The sequence below is a fragment of the Brevibacillus thermoruber 423 genome (assembly GCF_000454065.1).
Classification (GTDB): Bacteria; Bacillota; Bacilli; order Brevibacillales; family Brevibacillaceae; genus Brevibacillus; species Brevibacillus thermoruber.
On record NZ_KE695651.1, the window covers coordinates 219107 to 238124 of the forward strand.

At 58.8% G+C, this 19018-nt stretch carries 24 protein-coding genes; 15 read left to right on the plus strand and 9 right to left on the minus strand.

The genetic code is table 11. The annotated features are described in order from the left end of the window. The first annotated feature begins 13 nt into the window (after positions 1–13). The 3 genes from M516_RS0112435 (at position 14) to fosX (ending at position 1655) form a co-directional block, all read left to right on the plus strand. A complete protein-coding gene (locus M516_RS0112435) occupies positions 14–274 on the plus strand; it encodes an acyl carrier protein (protein WP_029099406.1) in 261 nt (86 codons plus the stop codon). A 128-nt stretch (positions 275–402) separates the two neighbouring features. Continuing rightward, on the plus strand, positions 403–1176 hold the full coding sequence (locus M516_RS24355) for a 4'-phosphopantetheinyl transferase family protein (RefSeq protein WP_029099407.1): 774 nt from the start codon (positions 403–405) through the stop codon (positions 1174–1176). A 62-nt stretch (positions 1177–1238) separates the two neighbouring features. Then, the gene (gene fosX / locus M516_RS0112445; RefSeq protein ID WP_029099408.1) at positions 1239–1655 is read left to right on the plus strand and encodes a FosX/FosE/FosI family fosfomycin resistance hydrolase; all 417 of its coding nucleotides are present in this window, start codon (positions 1239–1241) and stop codon (positions 1653–1655) included. A gap of 89 nt (positions 1656–1744) precedes the next feature. Here the strand turns inward: fosX and cax are convergent, their stop codons facing one another. Continuing rightward, on the minus strand, positions 1745–2788 hold the full coding sequence (gene cax, locus M516_RS0112450) for a calcium/proton exchanger (RefSeq protein WP_029099409.1): 1044 nt from the start codon (positions 2786–2788) through the stop codon (positions 1745–1747). Between the two features lie 170 nt (positions 2789–2958). Here cax and M516_RS0112455 point away from each other — a divergent pair, with 170 nt between their 5' ends. Further along, on the plus strand, positions 2959–3216 hold the full coding sequence (locus tag M516_RS0112455; RefSeq protein ID WP_029099410.1) for a hypothetical protein: 258 nt from the start codon (positions 2959–2961) through the stop codon (positions 3214–3216). A gap of 56 nt (positions 3217–3272) precedes the next feature. On the opposite strand, the gene sleB is transcribed toward M516_RS0112455, so the two are convergent. Next, positions 3273–4028, minus strand: a complete 756-nt coding sequence (sleB, locus tag M516_RS0112460) for a spore cortex-lytic enzyme (protein WP_029099411.1) — start codon at positions 4026–4028, stop codon at positions 3273–3275. A gap of 125 nt (positions 4029–4153) precedes the next feature. Here sleB and M516_RS0112465 point away from each other — a divergent pair, with 125 nt between their 5' ends. Both M516_RS0112465 and M516_RS0112470 read left to right on the plus strand, forming a co-directional pair. Beyond that, positions 4154–5809 (plus strand): thiamine pyrophosphate-binding protein, encoded by a 1656-nt coding sequence (locus M516_RS0112465; RefSeq protein ID WP_029099412.1) that lies wholly within the window; start codon positions 4154–4156, stop codon positions 5807–5809. Between the two features lie 52 nt (positions 5810–5861). Beyond that, on the plus strand, positions 5862–6194 hold the full coding sequence (locus tag M516_RS0112470; protein WP_029099413.1) for an Asp23/Gls24 family envelope stress response protein: 333 nt from the start codon (positions 5862–5864) through the stop codon (positions 6192–6194). A 59-nt stretch (positions 6195–6253) separates the two neighbouring features. On the opposite strand, the gene ftsW is transcribed toward M516_RS0112470, so the two are convergent. Together ftsW and M516_RS0112480 are read right to left on the minus strand one after the other, a co-directional pair. Then, positions 6254–7423: a putative lipid II flippase FtsW gene (ftsW, locus tag M516_RS0112475; RefSeq protein ID WP_029099414.1), complete on the minus strand. Its 1170-nt coding sequence runs from the start codon at positions 7421–7423 to the stop codon at positions 6254–6256. Between the two features lie 84 nt (positions 7424–7507). After that, entirely contained in the window at positions 7508–7852 is a 345-nt protein-coding gene (locus tag M516_RS0112480) for a YugN family protein (RefSeq protein WP_029099415.1), read from the minus strand. 191 nt (positions 7853–8043) lie between these two features. Here M516_RS0112480 and M516_RS26320 point away from each other — a divergent pair, with 191 nt between their 5' ends. From M516_RS26320 to M516_RS0112505, 5 genes are all read left to right on the plus strand, one after another. Beyond that, the gene (locus M516_RS26320; RefSeq protein ID WP_171565708.1) at positions 8044–8124 is read left to right on the plus strand and encodes a putative holin-like toxin; all 81 of its coding nucleotides are present in this window, start codon (positions 8044–8046) and stop codon (positions 8122–8124) included. A 318-nt stretch (positions 8125–8442) separates the two neighbouring features. Further along, a complete protein-coding gene (locus M516_RS0112485; protein ID WP_029099416.1) occupies positions 8443–8886 on the plus strand; it encodes a CBS domain-containing protein in 444 nt (147 codons plus the stop codon). A gap of 306 nt (positions 8887–9192) precedes the next feature. After that, entirely contained in the window at positions 9193–10242 is a 1050-nt protein-coding gene (locus tag M516_RS0112490; protein WP_029099417.1) for a methyltransferase domain-containing protein, read from the plus strand. 334 nt (positions 10243–10576) lie between these two features. Further along, the gene (locus M516_RS0112500) at positions 10577–11290 is read left to right on the plus strand and encodes a thermonuclease family protein (RefSeq protein WP_029099418.1); all 714 of its coding nucleotides are present in this window, start codon (positions 10577–10579) and stop codon (positions 11288–11290) included. Between the two features lie 84 nt (positions 11291–11374). Next, positions 11375–11794: a hypothetical protein gene (locus tag M516_RS0112505; RefSeq protein WP_029099419.1), complete on the plus strand. Its 420-nt coding sequence runs from the start codon at positions 11375–11377 to the stop codon at positions 11792–11794. A gap of 164 nt (positions 11795–11958) precedes the next feature. Here the strand turns inward: M516_RS0112505 and M516_RS0112510 are convergent, their stop codons facing one another. Then, a complete protein-coding gene (locus M516_RS0112510; RefSeq protein WP_029099420.1) occupies positions 11959–12387 on the minus strand; it encodes a protease complex subunit PrcB family protein in 429 nt (142 codons plus the stop codon). Positions 12388–12458: 71 nt separating this feature from the next. Here M516_RS0112510 and M516_RS0112515 point away from each other — a divergent pair, with 71 nt between their 5' ends. Next, positions 12459–14354: a hypothetical protein gene (locus M516_RS0112515; protein WP_029099421.1), complete on the plus strand. Its 1896-nt coding sequence runs from the start codon at positions 12459–12461 to the stop codon at positions 14352–14354. A 59-nt stretch (positions 14355–14413) separates the two neighbouring features. Beyond that, positions 14414–14869 carry a YlbF/YmcA family competence regulator gene (locus tag M516_RS0112520; protein ID WP_029099422.1) on the plus strand — a complete coding sequence of 152 codons (456 nt, stop codon included), beginning with the start codon at positions 14414–14416 and terminating at the stop codon, positions 14867–14869. Here the strand turns inward: M516_RS0112520 and M516_RS0112525 are convergent. Next, positions 14864–15187, minus strand: a complete 324-nt coding sequence (locus M516_RS0112525; RefSeq protein WP_029099423.1) for a hypothetical protein — start codon at positions 15185–15187, stop codon at positions 14864–14866. The genes M516_RS0112520 and M516_RS0112525 overlap by 6 nt on opposite strands. Before the next feature lie 103 nt (positions 15188–15290). Here M516_RS0112525 and M516_RS0112530 point away from each other — a divergent pair, with 103 nt between their 5' ends. Then, on the plus strand, positions 15291–15647 hold the full coding sequence (locus M516_RS0112530; RefSeq protein WP_029099424.1) for a YlbG family protein: 357 nt from the start codon (positions 15291–15293) through the stop codon (positions 15645–15647). Between the two features lie 132 nt (positions 15648–15779). Then, positions 15780–16544, plus strand: coding sequence for a LamB/YcsF family protein (locus M516_RS0112535; protein ID WP_029099425.1), 765 nt, complete (start codon positions 15780–15782; stop codon positions 16542–16544). 103 nt (positions 16545–16647) lie between these two features. Here the strand turns inward: M516_RS0112535 and M516_RS0112540 are convergent, their stop codons facing one another. Genes M516_RS0112540 through modA form a run of 3 tightly spaced genes read right to left on the minus strand, consistent with a single transcriptional unit; the run spans position 16648 to position 18882 of the window. Then, entirely contained in the window at positions 16648–17346 is a 699-nt protein-coding gene (locus tag M516_RS0112540; protein ID WP_029099426.1) for an ATP-binding cassette domain-containing protein, read from the minus strand. A 15-nt stretch (positions 17347–17361) separates the two neighbouring features. Further along, complete coding sequence (modB, locus tag M516_RS0112545; RefSeq protein ID WP_029099427.1) at positions 17362–18048, minus strand: molybdate ABC transporter permease subunit; 687 nt, start codon at positions 18046–18048, stop codon at positions 17362–17364. Positions 18049–18072: 24 nt separating this feature from the next. Beyond that, on the minus strand, positions 18073–18882 hold the full coding sequence (gene modA / locus M516_RS0112550) for a molybdate ABC transporter substrate-binding protein (protein WP_029099428.1): 810 nt from the start codon (positions 18880–18882) through the stop codon (positions 18073–18075). Positions 18883–19018 lie beyond the last annotated feature (136 nt).

Here is a 19018-nt window from a genome sequence, read left to right on the forward strand (position 1 = left end):
AGGAGAATGACTTATGATCAAACAAAAGGTAAGAGAGAAGTTTCTGGAAGCGTATAAATTGAACGTTTCTTGGGAAGATGTGAACGATGATCAGGTATTGTTTGGTCCCGACTCGCCGTATGGCCTTGATTCCATGGACGTTTTGATGTTCATCAATCTGATCAAAAAGGAGTTTGATCTGGACATCGGTGCTGTCAATACAGACACGTTTAAAACGATAAACAGCATTGTGGCGTTTATTGAAAAGCAAAAGGGCATGCAGTTGTCGAAATGATGGCAGAAAGAAGGGGGACCTCCCCCTTTTTTTCATGAATGGTAATAGCTGCCCGGTCAAGCAGGCAAAGCCGTTTCAGATGGAGAACGATTCTACATGCAAACTATCGTGAAGGAAGTAGGGAATCAATGGGAAAGAAGGTTGAAATCTATTGGCTTCATGTCGATGAAGAGGTACAGCCTGCGGAGCTGAATAGCTGTTTGGAGGTACTGGATCAAGAAGAAAAAGCGGTGTATGAGAGATATCGTGTCGATTTCAAAAAAGTGGAGTTTTTGCTGGGACGGATGTTGCTCAAGCGGATGATCGGACAAAAACTGGGAGTCCTCCCGCAAGAAGTCAGGTTTATCAAGAATGAGTACGGAAAACTGTTCTTAGACAGCCGCAATGTGGCGGGTAGTATAAAGCGACCGTTGTTTTTTAATTTATCCCATTCCGATCGGATGTTGGTATGCGCCATTTCCGAGATCGAGAAGACGGGAATCGACGTTGAAGCGGTCAAGAAGGATTGCTGTTTTGAAGTAATGCGGAGTGTTTTCGTGCCAAAGGAAATAGCCTATGTAGAGCAGCAAGGTACACCTTCCATGAAGCGAGAAGCATTTTATCAGCTTTGGACGAGAAAGGAAGCAGTGATGAAGGCGCTTGGGAAAGGCTTCTCGCTGCCGCCTCTGTCTTTTTCAGTGCCGCTTGCCCGGGGCAGAGTCGACGAACAGTCGTTTTCCTATTATACATTTGCACCCATGGAAGGGTATATGGTTTCAGCAGTGGTAGAAAGAGAGGAAGAATCGGAAATCCTCTATGCAGTCGAAAGGGTCGCGTTTACAGAATTAAAAGCAAGCATTTTGATGCATATACGACAAACCCCCTCTGAGCTGCGGCAGCGAGGGATAGAGCGTGTCAAATAAAAAATGATTTGTGAAGAAAGAAAAAACTTCGTCAATTTTCGTGTTAAAAAAGGATGATGAACATGATTGAAAATGTAAGCCATATTACATTTGTGGTAAAAGATTTAGAGAAAACAACAGCATTGTATAAAGAATTGTTTGATGCTCAAGAAGTCTATTACAGCGGAGACAAGACACACTCGTTATCACGAGAACGATTTTTCATTATCGGTGGACAGTGGATCGCTGTCATGGAAAATAAAGAAATCGTAAACCGAACCTATCATCATGTGGCGTTCAAAATCAAAGAAGAAGACATTGACTACTATGTCGATAAAATCAAAGCGTTACACCTGGAAATGAAACCTCCTCGCCCAAGGATCAAGGGAGAAGGATCCTCCATCTATTTCTATGATTACGATAACAACCTGTTTGAATTGCACACCGGTACATTGGAGGAACGATTATCCGCTTACAGGGAAGTCGATCACCATGAATAAAAAAAGCTCGGCAAAAAACCGAGCTTTTTCTTGTACATGCCCTCTAGTTTGTCTGCAATCTGAGACTGCCGAATCGGGCAGTCTTTTTCTCAGACGAAGAAGAAGGCGGTGCCGAGGATCACGTAGACGGTCAGGAGGAGAACGCCTTCGTACCAGTTGGTGGCGCCGTCTTTGGTGATCGAAATGGTGATAAAGGTGGCGACGCCGATCGCGGCCAGCTCAAACGGCGTAAACACGATGTCCATGGGCTGCCCCAACAGCAGGCTGATAAGCACCAGCGTCGGCGCCACAAAGAGGGCGATCTGCAGGCTGGAGCCGATGGCGATCTCCACTGCCGCGCCGATCCGCCCCTTCATGGCCAGAAGCAGGGCAGCGCTGTGCTCGGCGGCGTTTCCTATGATGGCGATGACGAACGCACCGACAAACAACTCCGACCACCCCAGCGAATGGGAGACCTGTTCGACGCTGTGGACCAGCCATTCGGAGACGATGGCGACGAAGACCGTGGACAGGGCGAGCATCAGGATGGAGACGCCTTTGGACCACACCGCTTCGCTCTCGTGCGGCTCGATGTCGGACAGGAATTCCCGGTGGGTCACCATGGAGAAGATCAGCCACAGCACATAGGCAAGGATCAGGACCACGGAGATCACAATGCTGAGCGTGCCGATCTCTGCAGGCGGGAGCTGCTGCATGAACACGGCGGGAATGAACAGGGCGACGATCGCCAGCATCATCAGCGAGCCGTTGTGGCCGGCCAGCTTGCTGTTGAACGTCTGTTCCTTGAATTTCAATCCGCCCAACAGCACGCTCAGTCCCAGCACCAGCAGCATGTTCCCGATAATGGCGCCGGTGATGGAGGCCTTGACCATGTCAAACAGTCCTTCCTTGACCAGGAAAAAGGCGATGATCAGCTCGGCTGCGTTGCCGAACGTGGCGTTGAGAAAACCGCCGATGCGGTCGCCGGCGTAATGGGCGACGCTCTCCGTCGATTTCCCCAGCCAGGCGGCGAGAAAAATGATGGCCAACGAGGCGGTCGCAAAGCGAAAAATCTCGTTGTCCGTAAAGTAGTGGGCGTACGCTGCCAACAGGAAGCTGCCCCCGACGAGAGAAAAGAACAGTCGCAGATTCATACGTTCACCTCAAAACCGATTTTACATTATGTACCACCATGATGCCGCGTACTCTAGTTTACCCGAATCGGATGCTCCAGTCACGAGAAAATCGAACCAGACGGGACGGGTATAGCCTGGCCTCATTGGCGGAAACTAACGGGTGAATCATCGTCTGAGGAGGTATCAGCATGGCAAAACCGTATCTGTGTCCCACATGCAAGTCGAACCGGATGAGGTTCACAGTCATTGAACAAACGCCCCGCTACTTTCGGCTCGACCCGCAGACCGGCGACGTCGTAGCGGAACTGTCGTCCGACGAACTGGACGTGTTTCACCAGCCGTACAAGGGGGAGCGCTTCCTGGTCCAATGCGGCGTGTGCGGCACGACGGAACAGGAGGAACGCTTTGTTAAAATGGCGGAGCACATGCAGGGACAGCGGCCGTAATGGACGGCGGGCAGACAAACAGGCACGGATGATGACCGTGCCTGTTTTGCTTCCGGTTACCGGCAGAAAATATGTTTGCCGATTTTCTTGATCTGCGGCCGACTCCAGATCCAGGCGGACGTGGCCGTGTCCGGGTTGAAGTAATAGATGGCGCCCCCGGAAGGGTCCCAGCCTTTCAACGCATCCTGAACCGCCTTTCTCGCCGTTTCGTTCGGCGTCAGCCAGATCTGGCCGTCCGCCACAGCCGTAAAGGCGCGCGGTTCAAAAATGACGCCGGCCGGCGTGTTGGGAAAGGACGGGTGACGCGTGCGGTTCAGGATGACGGCCGCCACCGCCACCTGTCCGACGTACGGTTCGCCGCGGGCCTCGCCGTAGACGGCGTTGGCCATCAGCCGGATGTCGTTCTCCGAGATGCCGTGGGCGTGGTAGGTGGGCGCTTTCGGCTTGGACGGTGTCTTGGCCGTCTGCGGCACACCCAGTTCTTCCGCGGTGGGACGCCAGTTTTTCGTCGCGTTGTACAATTTCAGCTTTGTCTTGGGCCCCAGCACCCCGTCTACTTTCAGGCCAAATTCGTACTGGAAGTTGCGCAGGGCCCAATACGTACGCCAACTGAACACCCCGTCCACTTTGCCGGTGTAAAACCCCAGGAATTTCAGCCGTCCCTGCATCTCGCGAACGTCCTTGCCCTGAGTCCCTACTTTGACGATCTGATTGCTGAACGCGTCGGAGCGCTTCGGAGAGACGAGCGCCGCCGAGGTGATGAGCAGCGCGATTGCCAGCACGGCCACCAGCCATTTGACAGGCTGTTTCATGATTCATCCTCCTTTTGATTCGCCTGATCCTGCCTACTAGGTTCTCCAATTTGGGACAGGTTTGGATAGTAAAATGATGGTAAAAACGGCATACTACGTTCAGACGCGAAAGGGGAGGATACAGGATGCAAGTCGCTCAATTCATCACTGAACAACTGGCCGCGTGGGGCGTCACCCGGATTTACGGCGTCGCCGGCGACGCGATTCTGCCCTGGCTGGACGCGCTGGGCAAGCAGCGGCAGATCCGCTATGTGGCCTGCCGCCACGAATCGGCCGCCGCCATGATGGCGTCCGCGGAAGCAAAACTGACGGGGAAACCGGCTGTCTGCACGGCCACCAGCGGGCCGGGCACCATTCAGCTCTTGAACGGTTTGGCGGATGCCCAGACGGATCGGGCTCCGGTCGTGGCCATTACCGGACAGGTGGAGACGTACCGGCTGGGGGGAGAGTACAAGCAGTACGTGCCCCAGGAAGACGTGATCCGCCCAATCAGCCGGTACACGACGACGGTCGCCCATCCCGAAGCGATCGGCGCGGTGCTGCAGCGAGCGTTCGTCACGGCCGCGTCGCAGCAGGGCGTCGCCCATCTGGCGGTGTGCAAGGATGTCTTTTCCCGCACGACCGGCTGCCCGCTGATCCCCGCGCTGCCGCGGCAGGCGTCCGGCCTGCGGGCGGACAGAGGAGATGTGGAGCAGGCGGCCGAGTGGATGGGCCGCGCGAAAAAGCCGCTCATGCTGCTGGGGGTTGGCGCGCGCGGCGTCGCGGACGCGTGCCGGCGGTTGGCGGAGCAGGCGGGAGCGGGCGTGCTGGTCTCGCTGGGGGCCAAAGGCGTCGTAGAGGAATCCCATCCGCTGATGCTGGGCGGTCTGGGCGAAGGAGGGAGCAGAGCCGGACTGGACGCGCTGGCCGCAGCCGACCTGCTGGTGATTCTCGGTGCGAGCTGGTTCCCGCAGGCGTTTATCCCGGCCGGCGTGCCGGTCGTGCAGGTAGACCGGCTGCCGGAGGCGATCCACTTCCATCCCGACCTGTTTTCGGTGACGGCCGATCTGGAAGAGGTCCTGCCGCTCTGGATGCGCCGGCTGGAGAACAAGCGTCCCGACCCCGACTGGCTGGCCCGGGTGGAGCGGTGGCACGCCGCCTTTTGGCAGGAGAGCGAACAGGCCGTCGCCGCCGGGCCCGACCAGCCGGTCACGCCGGAGGCGCTCATGCATGCGCTGTCCCGGGCCGTGGACGACGATGCCGTCATCACCCTGGACACCGGCGAACACACCATCTGGTTCAACCGCGCCTTTCGCGCCGTCCGTCAGCGTCCGCTCTTTTCCGGCAAGTGGCGGACGATGGGATACGGTCTTCCCGCGGCGATTGCGGCCAAACTGAACCAGCCGGAGCGGCAGGTGGTCTGCGTGACGGGAGACGGCGGCCTGCAGATGTGCCTGTCCGAATTGATGACGGCCGTGGAGCAGAAGACAGCGTTTCCGCTGATTGTCGTCAACAACGGAACGCTGGGGCTGGAGGAATGGAAGATGACGCAAGCCGGCCTCGTCCCGTTCGGCACCCGCCTGCAAAACCCCGACTTCGTCCAGTGGGCCAGGGCCTGCGGCGTACCGGCACGATCCGTTCGGAGCAGGGGCGAACTGGCGTCCGCGCTGACCGAGGCGTGCGCGTCCGACCGTCTGACGCTTCTCGACGTGCACTGCACGCTTCCGACACTGACCGAGCGAAAACGAGAAATCCCCTTTCAAGCCCAAGCTTCCTCTGTTTATAATGAAAGAAAAATCTGAAAACCGAGCGCGGCCGCAGCCCTGGTGACGGAGAGAGGAAGGAGGGGGCGCCATGGAAGAAAGGCGCGGCGAAATCCGCGTGGCGGATCAAGTGGTGGCGGTGATCGCCGGAACGGCGGCTGGGGAGGTATCCGGCATCTCCGTGCACTCCGGCGGGCTGTACCAGGACCTGGCGAAACGAATCAGCGGCGGCACAAAAGGCATTACCGTGTCGCTTGCGGACGGAAGCATCCGCATCGAGATACGGGTGTCGGTCAAATACGGACTGCCGATCCATCACGTCTGCCGCCAGCTCCAGGAAAAAGTGAAGGAGATCGTCGAATCGCTGACCGGTTTGTTCGTGGAGGCCGTCCATGTCCACGTCGACGCGATCGATCTCACGTAAAAAACGACCTGTCGGCACACAGGTCGTTTTTTCCATTGGTTCGCCGTTTCCCTGAAGCATTAGGCGGAGTACGGCTGCTTTTGCAGTTGTTCGGCAATTTTTTGCCGGCTTACCTCCCGCGAGACGCTGAGCAGGATGCCCGTCGACACCAGGCTGACCAGAAGCGACGAGCCGCCGTAGCTGATGAACGGCAGGGTGACGCCGGTCAGCGGAATCAGCCCGATGACGCCGCCGATGTTGATCAACGCCTGCAGCCCGATCATGCTGACGATGCCAATCCCGACCAGGCTGGCAAAGGTGTCTTTGACCCGCAGGCAGATGTGAAGACCGCGCAGGAGGAACAGCAGGTAGACCAAGAGAAAGAGGGTGGCGCCGATAAAGCCCAGCTCTTCGGTGATGATCGCGAAGATAAAATCGGTATGGGCTTCCGGCAGGTACAGGTATTTCTGGATGCTTTTCCCAAAGCCGGTACCGGAGAACCCGCCGTGCGCGATGGCAATCCATGACTGGATGACTTGCAGGCCGCTGCCGCGAGGATCCTGCCACGGGTCCAAAAAGGAGGTGATCCGCTCCCAGGCGTGTTCCTTCGCGAGGATGTAGCTGATTAGGGCCAGCGACGTCACCGGAAATCCGATCAAAAACAGTTGGCCGATCCGCGCTCCGCCGCTGATCATGATGATGACGGCCGTCCCCAGCACGATTGCGGCCGAGCCCAGGTCCGGCTGGGCCATGATCAGGACGAAAAACACCCCGGTCACCACGAGAGGCGGCATCAAGCCCGTTTTCAACCGGCGAATGCCCTCTCCCTTTTTGGTGACGATCGCCGCCAGGTATAGGATCAGCCCCAGCTTGGCAAACTCCACCGGCTGAATCGTGTAGGAACCGATTCTGAACCAGGAACGGGCCCCGTTGTTGTAGTAGCCGATCCCGGGGATCAATACCAGCAGCAGGGCGAACAGGCTGACCAGCGCAATCAAGAGAAAGTTGCGCTTGTAAAAGGAAAAGGGGATGTTCATGGCGATGAGCATGCCAATGGTACCCACCACCAGCCACAGTGCCTGCCTTTTGACAAAGTACAGCTCGTCTCCATTGCAATACGTGCAGCCTTTTCCCATGAAGCTGGTCAGGGCGAAGATGGAGCTGGCGCTCAAGACCATCGTGATGCCGAATCCAACCAGCAGGGCGGTCAAAAGCAGCAGCAGGAAATCGGGGACGCCCCGTGTCTTCATAACGAAAACCCCCCTTGACGTGAAACAGAGAGGGGATGCCTCTCTGTAGTCGTGTGCGCTCTTTTCAATTGGGTAGGAGCCGCATCAATAAGCGGACAGCTTCTCGTTCAGGACCTGCAGCTTCCGTTTGGCCGTCTGCACGACGGAATCCGGAATCGGGGAATCGTAATCCAGGCCGTGCGGGAACAGGTGCTTGCCCATGTACGGTTCTTCCAGCTTCAGCACGGCATGAGGATCTTCCAGTTTGCCTTCGGTCACGTTGGCTTCAATGCGCAGGTAATACACGTTCCCTTTATCGAGGATTTTGTAATCGTATGTAGCGTGGCGGTAATCCCAGGCGCCGCGGTTAAATCCGAGATCTTTCATGTAATGATCCAGATCGGTGAGCATGACTTCCTTGCCGCCGATTCCCGTATCCTTGATAACCATCGATTTTCCTCCTACAATTGGTAAGTTGTTCACTCCCTTATGATAGTCTGTTTTTGGATACAGCGCAATGGATAAGTCGTGCCTCAAGAATGATGACCCTGTTCCCATTATATGGTATAATCGGGTAACACAATAGGTGGGCTCCTCAAGGGTGGTCGGTTCATCCCCGATATCGGAAAGGGGGTGATACCATGACAGTATTCGAAGCACTAAGTCTAATGTTGGCGTTTGGGACTTTAGTCTTAATGCTGTCGTCTAGTAAAAAGAAGTAGACCTCCCTTGAGCTGAACAGCAAGGGGGTCTACACCCAGGAATGCAGAGCCGCCCCCCTTTTGGGGAACGTCTATTGTACTTTCGACCGTAGGGTGTTGCCCCACCCGGCGGTCTTTTTTTGCGCCCGTCCACGGCAAAAAGCCTGGGGGGCCGAACGTGAGATTGATGCCGTCTTTTGACAGCATCATGTTTCCATCTTATCACAATTCACAGGGTCATCTCCAGATGGAAATCACTCCGCTTGTCCCATTTTGTGCATGAAACGGAAGAGGGCCGGACACACTACAAACGTTACCAGCGACAAGGAGGAGAAGAAGATGGCAAAAGTGGAAAACCGCACGCTGCGCGAAATCATGACGAAAGACGTGGCGACTGTTACGCTTAAAGATAACGTCTACGAAGTGGCATGCAAAATGCGCGACTGGAACGTCGGCGTCATCCCCGTAGTGGATGAAAAGCAGGATGTGATCGGCGTCATCACCGACCGCGACATCGTCATTCGCGGGTTGGCCGAGAAGCGGGAAGGATCGGCTGCCGTGGAACAGGTGATGACCCGCGACATCATCCTGGGCCGGCCGGATATGACGGTGGACGAAGCGGCCAAAATCATGGCCCAGCATCAGATTCGCCGCCTGCCGGTGGTGGAGAACGGCAAGCTGGTGGGGATTGTTGCGCTGGGTGACATGGCGGTCCGTCAGGCGCACCACGACGAAGCCAGCGAAGCGCTGTACGAAATCTCCGAACAGGCGCCCCGCCACTGAGCGGCTGCCGGGGGATCACGCAGCACGTCGCAAGGCACATGATACGCCGCCATGTAACGGCGGCAGGAGGACGTCTGTCCTGGGAACGGAACGGAAAGGCTGTCGGCGCGCGACCGGCAGCCTTTCCTTTTTTATATGGATAGGCGGGAATAGGCGGGAGCAGCCGTCCCGCTCGCCCGGCACGGTCCAATAACACCGCGGTCCTTTCCGCGGTCCTTTACCCGTCGCGGAACAGGGGCTGTACATTCACGCAGCGTCAAGGTTTACAATGGGGAGAGAATCGGAAAAAGGGGAGAACAGCGGCACATGCATATCAAGGAGATGGCCCGCCGCCTGCAAATCACGCCGCGGGCGATCCGTTTTTACGAAGAAAAGGGACTGGTCACGCCGAAAAAGGCGGACGGTTCCGGATACCGGCAGTTTACGGAGGAGGACGTGTGGCGCCTGCAAACCGTCATCACCCTGCGCGAGGTGGGCATGTCCATCGAAGACATCCGCCAACTGCTGCGGCAGTTGGACGAAGGGGAGGGCGGCCTCCTGCACTACCTGGAGCTGCAGCTTTCCTTCGTGTACGACCGCTGGGTGGAGCTGAGCAAGGTGATCCACACCACGGAGGCGATGATTGAGCGGGTGAAGCGGGATGGAGAAAGCGATCCCGCCTCCCTGTTTGAACTGGCGGAAGCCAGCAAACGGCTCCGCCTGGCGCGAAGCAACTGGGTGGACCGGTGGAATTTCAACCAGTTGGCGGCCGACTACGACCAAATGGTCACGGAATCGCGGGAAGGGTTTAACCCGCACGAACGATATGAACAAGTGCTCGACGCCCTGGTCGAGAAGGTCGCCCCCCAGCCGGGCGAAACCGGTCTTGACGCCGGGACGGGCACGGGGAATCTGGCCCGGCGGTTGAGGGAACGGGGAGCGAAGATCTGCGCGTTCGACCAGTCGCCTGAGATGTTGAAGCGGTGCAGGCAAAAAAATCCAGGGGTGGAGGCCAAGCTCGGCACGTTTTTCGCGTTTCCGTTTTTGGACAGCCGCTTTGACTTCGTCGCCACCAGCTATGCGCTTCACCATTTGACCGACGAGCAGAAAGTGCTGGCGCTGGCGGAGTGCCGGCGCGTACTGAAACCGGCGGGGCGGTTGGCGATTGCCGATCTCATGTTCACGGACGCCGACCATCGCGCGCAGCACCTGGAGGCGCTGCGGCAGTCCGGCCAGACGGATGTCATCGAACGGATCGAGTACGAGTACTACGCCGACCGCTCGCGGCTGCTGGCCGCGCTGGAGGAACTGGGATTTCAGCCGGAAGCGGAACAGTTGACCACCTATGTTCACCTCGTTTTCGCCCGATTGGCGTAAGCGGCCCCTTGTCCCTGCCACTTTTGGGCTCATCCAGCCACTGACACCCGTCTAGTCAGTTGCATAGGCTGTAGCGAGAAGGAAAGGGGGACTCCACCATGGGTTTTCTGGATGGTTTTTTTGACCGGGAGAACGATGATTTCTTGTGGATTATCATCGTCGTGGTGATCTTGCTGTTTTTGTTCAGCGACCGGGATTGAACATCCTCGACAAAACGACCTGCCTGCTGGGTCGTTTTTGTGTTTTCCCTCCCGGCCGCCTTCATCCCGGTTGACCTCTTCGGGCCGATCGGCTACGCTGGTAAACAGCGCAGCGAGAAAAGGAGAGAACACCGATGAAGAACATCATCCATTGGCTGATCGCCCTGTCCCTCCTGCTGACCGCCTGTGCGGCCGAGGATCAGCCGCGTCCCAACGGCGAGATGACAGCGGTCGTCAAGCGCGTGGTGGACGGGGACACGTTTGAGATTGCGAGCGGGGAAAAAGTGCGGATGATCGGCGTCGACACGCCTGAGACGGTCAAGCCCAACCACCCCGTGGAACCATACGGAAAGGAAGCGAGCAACTTCAGCAAGAAGCTGCTGACGGGGCAGACGGTCACGCTCAAGTTTGACGTCGAACCCCGCGACCGATACGGCCGGCTGCTGGCGTATGTGTACATGGCGGACGGCACGTTCGTCAACGAGAAACTGGTCCGGGACGGATACGCGCGAATCATGACCATCCCGCCCAACGTGGCTTACGCCGATCTGTTTCTGGAAGCAGAGCGGGACGCGCGGGAACACAACCGAGGACTGTGGGGACTGTCCGATTCCCGGAACCCATCGAAAGAAGGCAAGAACGCCGAGGAAAACAATGAAGCGAAACAGGCGGAGAGCGCGCAGGAGACCCCGCCGCCGGGCAAGCCGATCAAGGGCAACATCAATGCCAAAGGAGAGAAAATCTATCACGTGCCCGGATCGCCCAACTATGAACGGACGAAAGCGGAGGTCTGGTTCGCCACGGAAGAAGAGGCCAAGGCAGCGGGATTCCGCCCGCCCAAGCGGTAGCTGCCGATCAGCAGGCGCAAACGAATGAAGCGGCTCCGGTTCGGGAACACTGGTGTGTGACTGGATGTGGAAAGGAGTGTCCCGATGAAGGCCCAACGACTGATTTCCCGCCTGCTTTTGCTGATCGGGGCGGCCGCGTGCATCGAACTGTTTGTCTATGCAAGCCGCGATGCGGAAACCAAGGCGCCGGTCGAAGCCGTTCACGACCATCACCATCCCCCCACGCTGGACGTGTCCCATACGCTCAAACAGGACGACCTGCATTTGAAGCTGAACGTGACCGGCTTCACCTTTTCCGTGGAGAACATGGGGAAGGACAACCGGTACGGTGAAGGGCACGTCCATCTCTACCTGGACGGGAACAAGGTGGCCAAGATCTTTGAACCGCAGTACGTGTTGAAAGACATTCCCCCGGGCCGGCACGAAGTCGTGGTGGAACTGGCGCACAACAACCACGAATCGTACGGCGTGCAGCAGAAGCTGCAGATCGACGTCAAGCCGTAGCCCGGCCGGCGTCAAACCGGGAGTGGCAGTCCGGAAAAGCGGAGCGCATCCGAGGCGGACTGCATACAAAAAGCCGACCCCCATCCCGTATCGGCGGGACAAGCATGGGCCGGCTTTCCTGTGTCGCAAAGAGGGGCAGGCTGGTTGCCGGCCCCTCTGTCGCGTCAAGAGATCGTTACCTGCACCTGGGCCTGCGCGTCGGGAAGCGCGACAACCAGGGTCGGATAGGAAATTACCTGTGTCTTCATCGTGCCGGCGGCCGGTTTTTGTTCACGGACGTGGATGACAAATCCGTGCGCGCCGGTGCGCTGCACCCGCTCGGCCACCAGACGGTAGCCGCCGGTCGGGCGCTGCCCGACACCGATGACGACATAGGTCTTGCCGTCGGCGCGGACGACGGTGTGACCGCCGCTTTTCCGCACCTGGTTCAGGGCGTCCCGGACGGTTGGCGGGTAGGGGGCAGAGACGGTTTCAAACGCGTCCGCCCTTTCCACGGAGACGGCAGATGGGGTAGGATGATCTATAGAAAACGGCTGTCCCGCCGGAATCGACAGGGCGGCAGCCAGAAGCAAACTGTACAATGCGTGCAACACGGCAATATCCCTCCATGATGTTGTAGGTTGACGACCATGTGGCAAATAACGGCGAAAGCGGGGTGACAAGCGTGCGTGTGCAGCAATGCGTCGAATACCTTTCCCACTCGACCCGGCAAGCGATGCGGGACGAGCACGAAAAGCGACTGGGCATCCACGACGAACGGGACGTGCACGTCCGCCTGGCCGATCCGGCCTTTGCCGCGGAAGTGTGGAAGCAGGCCAGTGAACCCGAGCGGCAGGCGATCCGGCTGTTCGTCACCTCTTCCGCCAGAGGGTTTTTCCGGAAGAGAGAGTGGGATCGGCTCAGCGCCAAAAACCACCGGCATCTGGCCGTCGGATTGAACAGACTGCGCAGGCTCGGCCTGGTGCTTACCGTTCGCAAGATGTGGAGCGAGATCGGTTATCTGATGCCCCGTGAAGTGCGGGAGCATCTGACCTGCTGCCTGCTGCCGGAGGCGGAATCCCCTTCTCCGGCGCCAAAAACGCTCCCTTATTATATAACAGCGGGACGGGGGTTACATCTGGATCTTTTTGCCGTCCTGCTGTTCATTCGCGACAACGACGTGCCGCTGACGCAAAAAGGCGGCCTTCACCGCCGGGTCCGGCAAAAGATGGCAGCGCTGCTGTCGCTGGACAGAAGCCATGTAGACGGATGGAAACTGCCGCCGCTTGCCGATGAGGAACCGGACGGGCTGCCGTTGGACGTGGTGCTGGACGTGGCGCTGCGCCTCGGGCTTGTCCGTCCGCAGGAGAAACGGCTCGTCCTGGCGGAGCGCCGCGTGCTCCAATGGCTGGACATGACACCGGAACAGAGCTGGGAACAACTGTACGAGCTGGCAGCCGAGCAGTACCTGCCTCACGAAGGCTGGTGGGACGCGCTGGCCTTGTGGATGAAGCGTTCCCCGCAGGAGCAGTGGCACTCGCTCGACAGCATGCTTCGGAGCTTGGCGGAGGCCGGATTTGTCCTGCCGGACGAGGCGAAGCGGCGGGTGGTCGACGAGTGGCTCCATCTGCTGCTGGGCTTCGGCTGGATTCAGCTCGGCACCGCGGCCGACGGAGCGCTTTACTGGCGATGGAACAGCCTGCCTCGCCTTCCCCGGGAAGAAGGGTGGTTTATCGATCCCGCCGGGGGCATCACCATACCGCCGCTCGTTCCGCTGCAGGCGGTCTGGGCGTTGAGCCGGTTCTGCCCGCTGGCGTTTGACGGGGACCTGCTGCGCGGCGAACTGCAGGCCAAACCGCTGCAGGCGTTTCTGGCCGCAGGCGGAACGGAGCGGCAGGCTGTAGAGACGCTGCGCCAGTCCTGTGCCCACCCGCTGCCGGAAGCGGTCGGGCAGTTGATCGCGATGTGGGGGAAAAACGCGCGGCAAATCCAACTGGAACCGCTGGTCCGGGTGCGGACCGCCCACCCCGGCCTGCTGGAGGAGCTGCGGCAGATCGAAGCGTTTCAGCCGTACCTGCAGATGGTCATTTCCCCGACCGATTTCCTCGTGACGCCGGCGCAGGAGGCGAACCTCCTGGCGCTGTTTCGGGCGTACGGCTACGAGCCGCAGGCGGGTGCGCCGATGCGCGAGGAGAGGGAAGCGGCTGATTCGACAGAGGATGTGCCGGCTGCCGGTCTCTTTGCCGTGGACCGACCCTGGGACGGGTACGCGGTGGAAAACACCTTTCCCGACCAGTGGGAAGGCGTGCCCCAGGCGGCCGCTCTGCCCAAGATGTGGACGCAGCATTTCCAGTCCTACCATCCCCAAACCCTGCGCGATCTGCTGCAGCGGGCCCGCGAGCTGGAACTGGAGGTTCAGCTTCGTCTCAGCGGCGGCCAGATGTGGGAAGGCATTCCCCGGCAGGTGGCCGTGGAGATGGGGTACTGGCATCTGACCTTAGAGGAGCGCAGCGGAAAAAGGCGCTGTCGGCTGGACGAGATCGACCGCGTGCGCATTCTCCTGCCGGATTATCTGTACTAGCCGGATTGTTTCGTGGTACAATGCAAGATAAGGGCTTTCAAGAAAGGGGGTCTCGCTGTATGGAAGCATTGGAAACGGTGGACATGGCCCAGCTCATCCTGCATTCACACGAGCTGTCCACGATGATCAACCATTCGCGCGAGGTCTCGGAGTACATCCACGCCAAGCAGCGGATGGAAGCGGACGAGGAGGCGCAGCGGCTGCTCGCGCTGTTCGAACGCAAAAAGGCCCAGTACGAAGATGTTCAGCGGTTCGGGAAATACCATCCCGACTACGATCAGATATCCAAGGAGGTCCGCGAGTTAAAGCGGTCCATCGAGATGCTGGATTCTGTCCAGGCGTTCAAGCGGGCGGAGGACAACCTGGACCGTCTGCTGTACCAGGTTGGGCGAACCATCGCCGACGCGGTCTCGGAGACGATCAAGGTCCCCAGCAACAACCCGTTCTTGGAGGCGAAAAGCAGCGGCTGCGGCAGCGGAGGAAGCTGCGGGTGCAGCGTGAAAAAACGCTCATGACCGCGGCTGCCTGAGAAGAAAGCAGTCTTCGCACAGGTTCCCGCAGCAGAACTGCTTCTCCTGCGGCACGAGGAAGCGAAAGCGAAAGACGTGCTGCAGACCGGCGGAGCGCACGTAGACGCACTCCGGTTTCAGCTTCGTGTCGGCCGTGATCCGTTCACCCGTCGCCAACAGCCGCTCGGCCAGTTGGGAGGCGGGGAGCGGACTCGCTACATAGAAAAAGCGTTGGCCGGCAAACTCGCGCCAGCACGCTTGATCGGCGAAGTCCTGCTGCAGGATCGCGGCCGTAAGCTGTTGGTAGTACGTGTCCAGGAGCATGTGCCATCCCTCGCTTCCAGGAGTCTTTTAAGAGGGACAAAACCGCGCAACGCGTCTGTTACGAATGATTATATCACGTTCGGGAAGGAGATCGACGACCAGCATGAGAGAACGACGTCTTGGGGTCGCCGTGTGGGTGAAAAACACGCGTGCCGCCAAAAATTTACGCAAATTTGGCACCATTCACTACATCTCCAAGCGGCTGAACTACGTGTCGATGTACGTCGATGCCAATCAGATCGACGAAACGATCCGCATGATGGAAAAGCTGCATTTCGTCACGAAAATCGAGCGGTCCCACCGACACGAGATTCCGATCGAGTACAACAACGCCAAGCCGGACAAGGCGAAAGAATACGATTACAAACAGGAGAAGAGCCAGCTCATGGCCCTGGCGGAAACCTTGCAAAGCGAAGATGGACTGGTGCCGACAGGCGCTTCGACAGAAAACGTCCGCTAAGCTGCCACATTTCGGCAGCTTTTTTGCTTTTGCTGGTCGGAGCGGCATGATATGCTGTAAGAAATGGAAAATGAAATGGAAATGGAAAGCGAAACTGACAATGACAGCGTTTACAGAAGGGCGGGTGCGTACATGATTCACCTGGATATCAACTGCGACATGGCGGAAGGGTTCGGCCGCGGACGGCAATCGGAGGACCTGGGCATCATGAAGTGGATTACGTCCGTTAACGTCGCCTGCGGCCTGCATGCGGGCGATCCCCACATCATCTGCAGAACGGTAGAAGCGGCGCTCCGGCACGGGGTAAAAATCGGCGCGCATCCGGGCTATCCCGACGTGCAGGGGTTCGGCCGCCGTTCCATGAACCTCTCGGCGCGGGAGGTGTACGAACTGGTGCTGTATCAGGTGGCCGCCCTGTCCGGTGTGACGAAGGCGCTGGGAGGGAGCCTGCATCACGTGAAACTGCACGGGGCGCTGTACAACGAGGCGGCCGAGCAGCCGGAGCTGGCCGAGGCGGTGGTGCAGGCGATCGGTGATATCGACGGTGACCTCATCCTCTACGCCTTGTCGGGCAGCAAACTGGTGGAGATCGGGCTGGAATACGGCCTGCAGGTGGCGGAAGAGGTGTTTGCCGACCGCGCGTATCTGCCAAACGGCAGGTTGGCTCCGCGCGAACTGGAGGGCAGCGTGCTGATCAGCAAGGAAGAGCAGATGCAGCAGACGAGGCAGCTCGTTCTGGAACAGACGGTGCAAACCGTCGACGGGAGCGTCATCGCGCTGGCTGCGGACACGCTCTGCGTACACGCCGAAAGCCCCGACCTGCTGCCGTTTCTCACCGAACTCCACCGCTGGGCCAAACAGCATGACGTGAAAATCGAACCGTTCAGTGCCAAATAACGAAGGGAACGAAAGAAAAAGCCGTGCCGTCCCGGCCGCCAGCGAAAAGGCGGCGGGGATGCGGCACGGCTTTTGTCGTGTTCGTCCAGCCCCACATGGCGGATCAGCTCCTCCCTCCCGAGGATTCGCGCTCGATCCCGGCGTGGAGGGACGTCCTGTTTTCCGACTGCGGATGCTGGGGGTGAACCTGGCCGTTCTCCGTCACGAGGATCACGTCGCCCAGCCTTTCCGCCTCTTCGCGGTCGTGCGTGACCAGGAGAAACGGAATGCGCCACATCTCGTGCAGCCGGAGCAGTTCATCCTGGCACTGGCGGCGTGTGTCGGCGTCCAGGGCGGACAGCGGCTCGTCCAGGAGCAGGATGTCCGGTTCCGTTGCCAGCGCCCGCACCAGGGCGACTCGCTGTTTTTGCCCGCCGGACAGTTGGTGCGGGTATTTGTCCAGCAGCCGGTCGATCCCGACGGAGGCGAGCAGTTCATCAAGCCGCAGGTTGGTTCCCTTTTTCATGCCGTAGCGGATGTTTTGTTCCACTGTCATATGCGGAAACAGGGCGTAGTCCTGGAAGAGATAGCCCACGTTGCGCCGCTGCGGCGGCAGGGCCTTTTTCGGATGGCCGTCGAAAAAGACGGTGTCGGACAGCCGGATCAGGCCGGCGTCGGGATGGGTCAATCCCGCCACACAGTTCAAAATGGTGGTCTTGCCCGAACCGGAAGGGCCGAACAGGACGACAATCTCGTCTTTCGCCGTAAACCGCGCGTGCAGGACGTAGTCGGGCAGCCGTTTTTGAATGTCGACATACAGCATGGTCATTCTCCCGCCTCATTTCGTGTTGGCAAACCGGCGGACGCTGCGTCGGCTCCACCAGTTCAGCCACATCGTCGTCCCCATGCCCAGCGAGACGATCACGATGACCCAAAAGAGCGCCTTGTCCATCTGGCCGGCTTCCACGGCGAAATAGATGGCGACGGGGATCGTGTCGGTCTTGCCGGGAATGTATCCCGCCAACATCAGCGTCGCGCCGAACTCCCCCAGTCCCCGGGCGAACGAGAGCACGAATCCGGCCAACAGCCCCGGCCAGGCAAGCGGAAAGGAAATCGTCCAGAAGACGCGCCACTCCGAGGCCCCCATCGTCCGGGCGGCGTCTTCGTACCGCCGGTCGATCCCGCTGAAGGCGGCGGCGGCACTCTGATACATCAACGGAAACGACACGACCACGGAAGCGATCACGGCGCCGGTCAGCGAAAAGACGACCTGGACCCCGAACCACTCCGCCAGCCACTTGCCCAACATCCCGTTCTTTCCGAATAAAAGCAGGAGGCCAAACCCGACGACGGTGGGCGGCAGCACCAGCGGCAGCAGCAGAAACGACTCCAGTACGTGCTTGCCCCAGAAGTGCTTTCGCGTCAGGAAGCGGGCGATCAGCAGACCGGCGACGAATACGATGGAGGTGGAGACGGCGGCCACTTTCAGCGACAGCAGCAGGGGTGTCAGATCGGGATGATTCATGTGTCCGCCTCCTGTTCTTTTCCCTTATTCACGAAATCCGTACGTTTGCAGAATCGCCTTGCCTTTTTCGCTGGTCAGGTACTCGAGAAATGCCTTGGCGGTGTCCGCCTGACGGGAGGCGGCGACGACGGCGCCCGGATAGACGATCGGTTTGTGCCATTCCGGTTTGGCTGTGGCGATCACCTTCACCTTGGGCGAAATGGCGGCATCGCTCGCGTAGACGATGCCGGCGTCGGCGTTGCCCGACTCGACGTAGGTCAGGACCTGGCGCACGTCGCTGGCAAAGACCAGCTTGCCCGACAGGCTGTCCCAAAGCTTCAGGTGTTCGAGCGTTTCTTTGGCGTAGCGGCCGGCCGGGACGCTCTCCGGTTCGCCGACGGCGAGATGCTTGACGGCGTCTCCGCCCAGTTCTTCAAAGGACGCAAGCGCCAGTGGGCTGGAACCGGCCGTGATCAGAACGAGCTCGTTTTTGGCAAAGTCAAGGCGCGTGTCCTTGGCAATCAACTGTTTCTCTTCCAGTCTGTCCATATCCTGTTTGCTGGCGGACAAAAAGACGTCGGCGGGAGCGCCCTGCTCGATTTGCGAGGCCAGCTTGCCGGAACTGCCGAAGTTGTAGGTGACCGTCACTCCGGGGTGTTCGCGCTCAAACGCGGGCTTCAGGTCATTCAACGCGTCGGTCAGGCTGGCGGCGGCCGAGACCATCAGCGTCGTTTCCGCCGGCTTGGCCGGCTGCTGCTGCGGGGCGGTTTGCTGGTCGGATGGCGCCTGTGCACCACAACCGGCGGCACACAGCATGCTGAGCGCCGCGAAGATGGCAGTCAATTGTTTTCGCATGATAAGTCCTCCTGAGTTCTGTTTTGTTATATGTAGTAATAATTAGTTATAATTAGATTATCTGAATTCGTTCGTTTCATCAATTGCAAAAGTGCGAATGGTGAACGAAAATGGAGAAAGACAAGTCAGCAATTGA